Source organism: Candidatus Saccharimonadia bacterium (assembly GCA_035544015.1).
Lineage (GTDB): Bacteria > Patescibacteriota > Saccharimonadia > UBA4664 > UBA4664 > UBA5169.
Window position 1 is genome coordinate 1 of sequence record DATKIP010000049.1, and the last position, 3,788, is coordinate 3,788.

Annotated in this window: 5 protein-coding genes; 3 read left to right on the forward strand and 2 right to left on the reverse strand. The window is 61.9% G+C overall.

Features of this window, described 5'->3' with window-relative positions; all coding sequences use genetic code 11:
- A partial coding sequence (locus tag VMT30_02795; GenBank protein ID HVQ43869.1) for an ABC transporter substrate binding protein occupies positions 1-492 on the reverse strand: 492 nt, incomplete at its 3' end.
- Positions 493-845: 353 nt separating this feature from the next.
- On the opposite strand from VMT30_02795, the gene VMT30_02800 reads away from it, so the two are divergent.
- The 3 genes from VMT30_02800 to VMT30_02810 are packed head-to-tail and all read left to right on the forward strand — an operon-like array spanning position 846 to position 3,238.
- Positions 846-1,766 (forward strand): tyrosine-type recombinase/integrase, encoded by a 921-nt coding sequence (locus VMT30_02800; protein ID HVQ43870.1) that lies wholly within the window; start codon positions 846-848, stop codon positions 1,764-1,766.
- A 12-nt stretch (positions 1,767-1,778) separates the two neighbouring features.
- The gene (locus VMT30_02805) at positions 1,779-2,996 is read left to right on the forward strand and encodes an IS91 family transposase (GenBank protein ID HVQ43871.1); all 1,218 of its coding nucleotides are present in this window, start codon (positions 1,779-1,781) and stop codon (positions 2,994-2,996) included.
- Positions 2,993-3,238 carry a hypothetical protein gene (locus tag VMT30_02810; protein ID HVQ43872.1) on the forward strand — a complete coding sequence of 82 codons (246 nt, stop codon included), beginning with the start codon at positions 2,993-2,995 and terminating at the stop codon, positions 3,236-3,238. Before VMT30_02805 ends, VMT30_02810 begins: the two co-directional genes overlap by 4 nt.
- A gap of 232 nt (positions 3,239-3,470) precedes the next feature.
- Here VMT30_02810 and VMT30_02815 read toward each other — a convergent pair.
- A partial coding sequence (locus VMT30_02815) for an arylsulfatase (GenBank protein ID HVQ43873.1) occupies positions 3,471-3,788 on the reverse strand: 318 nt, incomplete at its 5' end.

Genomic DNA, 3,788 nt, shown 5'->3' on the forward strand with positions numbered 1-3,788 from the left:
ATTTGGCTTAACGTCGCCGAGCAGGCTGATCCACTTACCGATCATGCTGGACTCGATGAATAAGAACCCGGTGATATTGCCCCCCGGGTGCGCAAGATTCGAAATGAATCCTTGATTGACTGGATCATTCACCATCGCGAATACGATTGGAATGTTGCTCGTTGCTGGTTGCAGCGCAAGCATGACCGCAGTGGAATTTGCCAGAATGACGTCTGGTGCCAGCCGGACCAGCTCTGCCACATTCTTATCAATCGACTCCCGATTGGTCCCGGCAAACCGATACTCGATCTGAACGTTGCGCCCTTCGGTCCATCCCAAATCGCGCATACCCAACCGGAATGCCTTGACGCGGTTTATCGCTTCGGGGTCTTTTTCGGCGAGGCCAAGCAGCATGCCGACCCTCCGGACCCGGTCTGTGTGCTGCGCCCGCGCCGCAAGCGGCCACGTTGCTGCAGCACCACCAGCAAGCGTGATAAACTCGCGCCGTTGCATGTCCGCTCCCATGCTCAGGAGACGGCATCTTACCCGCTCAAACGACTACCTTAATAGGGCTAAAACCGGCACCAAAACCAGTGCCGCAGCGCTCAGCCGATGTCTCAGTTGGGTCAAAAACGGAAGTGACGGCCCTGAAATTCGACTTCCGTTGTTACCCCAACAACGGACATAGGGCGACCACGGCGGCATGTCCGTTTCGTGCCAACGCACTAAATCGCTGCGCGATAGCCCGCTGAAGCGGGGGCCTACCCGAGGGCGCGGTAACCAAATGAGAGATCGTCGATAGCGGGCATGTCGGCCTGTCTTGAGGATCGAGGTATCGTCAACCTCATCCAAGACAGGAGTTGCCCATGAGTACGGTTACGGTCAGCCCGTTGCGCCAGCGCATGATCGAGGACATGAATGCACGCAAGCTCTGTGCGGGGACGCAGAGGGGCCATATTCACAGCTGCAAGCGGTTCGCTGCATTTCTCAAGCGGTCCCCGGACACGGCCACGGCGGAGGATATCCGCCGGTTTCAACTGCATCTTTCCGAGACGGGCGCAAGCATCTGCAATCGCAACCGCATCATGACCGGGCTGCGGTTCTTGTTTCGCGTGACGTTGCGGCGACTGGATCTTGCGGCCGAGATTTATCACCTCCGTGAGCCGCAGAAGATTCCGCTGGTGATGAGCCCGGACGAGACCCGGCGCCTGCTGGCGGTCGCGAGCAGCCTCAAGGTGCGCGTGCTGCTTGGTCTCGGCTATGGCTGCGGCCTGCGCGCCGGCGAGGTGGTCAGGCTAAAGGTCAAGCACATCGACAGCGCACAGAAGATCATTCGGGTCGAGCAGTCCAAGAGCCGCAAGGACCGCAATGTCATGCTGTCGCCCGACACGCTCGAGCTGCTGCGGCAATGGTGGAAGACGCGCCGGCGAGGTTTCGATTCCACAACTCCCGTGGAGGAGCGCTGGCTGTTTCCAGGCCAAAGGCCCGGTAAGCCGATGACAACCCGCCAACTCAACCGACTGTTCCATGAGGCGGCCGATGCTGCCGGAATCCGCAAGGGCGTAACGCTCCATGCGCTTCGACACTCCTTTGCCACCCACCTACTTGAACGTGGCACCGATATTCGCGTTATCCAGGCGCTGCTGGGGCACGACAAATTGGACACGACGGCGCGCTACGCCCGCGTCGCCACCGGCATGATCGCTGGCATCAAGAGCCCGCTCGACCTGCTGTCGCAGCCTTGCAAGAAGCCCAAGAAGAACAGGAAAGACCAGCCGCCGACGTAACGGCCCGCGGTCATGTCTCGCCCGGTGCTGGAGGTCGCGGATATCTTCCGCGACCACGGAGCGGCGTGGCGTCGTGCCAATGTCGGTCACGTCAGCCTCGACCAGATGAAGGTGATGTCGGCCATCGAGCGCTGCCGCACGGCGGCGCTCGGCGGCCATGTGGCGCGCTGCGAAGATTGCCCGCACACGGTCATCGCTTACAACAGCTGTCGTAATCGCCATTGTCCGAAGTGTCAGGGCACGGCCGCCAAGGAATGGCTCGCCGCGCGCGAGGCCGATCTGCTGCCGGTGCCGTACTTTCATGTGGTGTTCACGCTGCCGGCCGCCATTGCGGACATCGCTTATCAGAACAAGGCCGTGATCTACGACATCCTGTTCACGACCTCGGCCGAGACCATGACTACCATCGCGGCCGATCCCGAGCACCTCGGCGCCCGCATCGGCATCACCTCGGTGCTTCACACCTGGGGCTCGGCGCTGACGCATCATCCCCATATCCACATGATCGTGCCGGGCGGCGGCATCTCCATTGATGGCACGCGGTGGGTACCGTGCAGGACAGACTTTATCCTGCCTGTGAAGGTTCTCTCGTGCCTGTTCCGGGGATTGTTCCTGGCCAAGCTCGTCGCCGCCCACCGGGCCGGACGTCTGAAGTTTTTCGGCGTCCACGCCCGCCTCGATAACATCAGAGCCTTCAAGGCGTATCTGGCACCGCTGCGCAAGATCGATTGGGTGGTCTATGCCAAGCGGCCGTTCGGCGGCCCCAGGGCCGTACTCGCCTATCTATCGCGCTATACCCACCGGGTCGCCATCTCCAATCGCCGCCTGATCGCAGCCGACCGCACCGGCGTCACCTTCCGGTGGAAGGATTACCGGATCGAGGGGCCTGGCCGCTATCAGACCATGGCGCTGTCGACCCACGAGTTCATCCGACGCTTCCTGATGCACGTGCTGCCCGGGGGCTTCCACCGCATCCGGCACTACGGACTGCTGGCCAGTGGCAGCCGCGCCGCCAACATCGCGCGGGCGCGCGAGCTGCTCGCCGTGCCGGTCCGCTGCGAACAGCAAGATACCTCAGAGGCCCCAGCGGCCGACGAACCCCGCATGTTGCCGCGACCATGCCCCTGCTGCGGCGGACGCATGCTCATCATCGAGACCTTCGCGCGCGGCAGCGAGCCAAAGCACCGACCCACGCCCGCGCTGGCCGCGATCAGAATCGACACCTCATGATGCCGTCATCGCTGATCCAGCACCGCACCGAAGCGCGCCATTCTGGCCGGCTCTCGCCCGGCAGCACACCGGCTTGCGCCGATCAGCAAGACTGGCCCGTGATCGCACCGAAAATCCTGTCGAGCAACGTGCGATCCGCTTGTTCGCGCCAGCACGCCCGCCCAGGATTCCAGCTAAAGCAATCCGATCGCCAGCGTCGGCTCAACTTCCCCAACACTCACGCCGGCGTCAAATCCCCATAGCGCCCGCTGCACCGTCGGTGCCCCACATCCCGCGATTTCCTGCCTTGGCGCTTTTCGGACGCCGGCTCTCCGAGCGTGAGGATGGTCTCGGCATGCCGGCATCCGAAAACCTGCACATTAGCGGTCATTAGCTGAGCCGCAACAATCACCAGCCACAACGCAATTGAAAGCGGAGTTCGCAGTCAGAGGCGGGCGACCTGTACGCAAGCCGCCCACCCTTAAGATCATTCCATCAGTGGCCAGGGCCTTTGGCAGCTGTTTCCGCCTGCGCAATCCTTTTTTCCAGTTCTGCTTTGACGGCGTCGAGATTGAAGCTCGCGCCGCGCTGCATCGGCGGGAATTCGACGAAGGTCTGGAGTTCCTTGCCCACTACTTGCTGAACGAAGACGAAGCGCCAGAACTGGTATTTGAACCAATCGAAATATTGCTGTGCGCCCTCCTTCGTCCCGTTGTTGGGCCAGCCTGTGCGCTCGAATGGATCCAGCCGCAGATTGGTGATGTAAGGCACGTCAGGTCTGGTTTTCTCGCCCAACCAGCCGCCGGGCTGGTC

What these genes read in the sequence shown, in the direction of transcription:
- VMT30_02800 (HVQ43870.1), top strand. Translation starts at nt 846, where the DNA reads ATGAGTACGGTTACGGTCAGCCCGTTGCGCCAGCGCATGATCGAGGAC.
- VMT30_02805 (HVQ43871.1), top strand. Translation starts at nt 1,779, where the DNA reads ATGTCTCGCCCGGTGCTGGAGGTCGCGGATATCTTCCGCGACCACGGA.
- VMT30_02810 (HVQ43872.1), top strand. Translation starts at nt 2,993, where the DNA reads ATGATGCCGTCATCGCTGATCCAGCACCGCACCGAAGCGCGCCATTCT.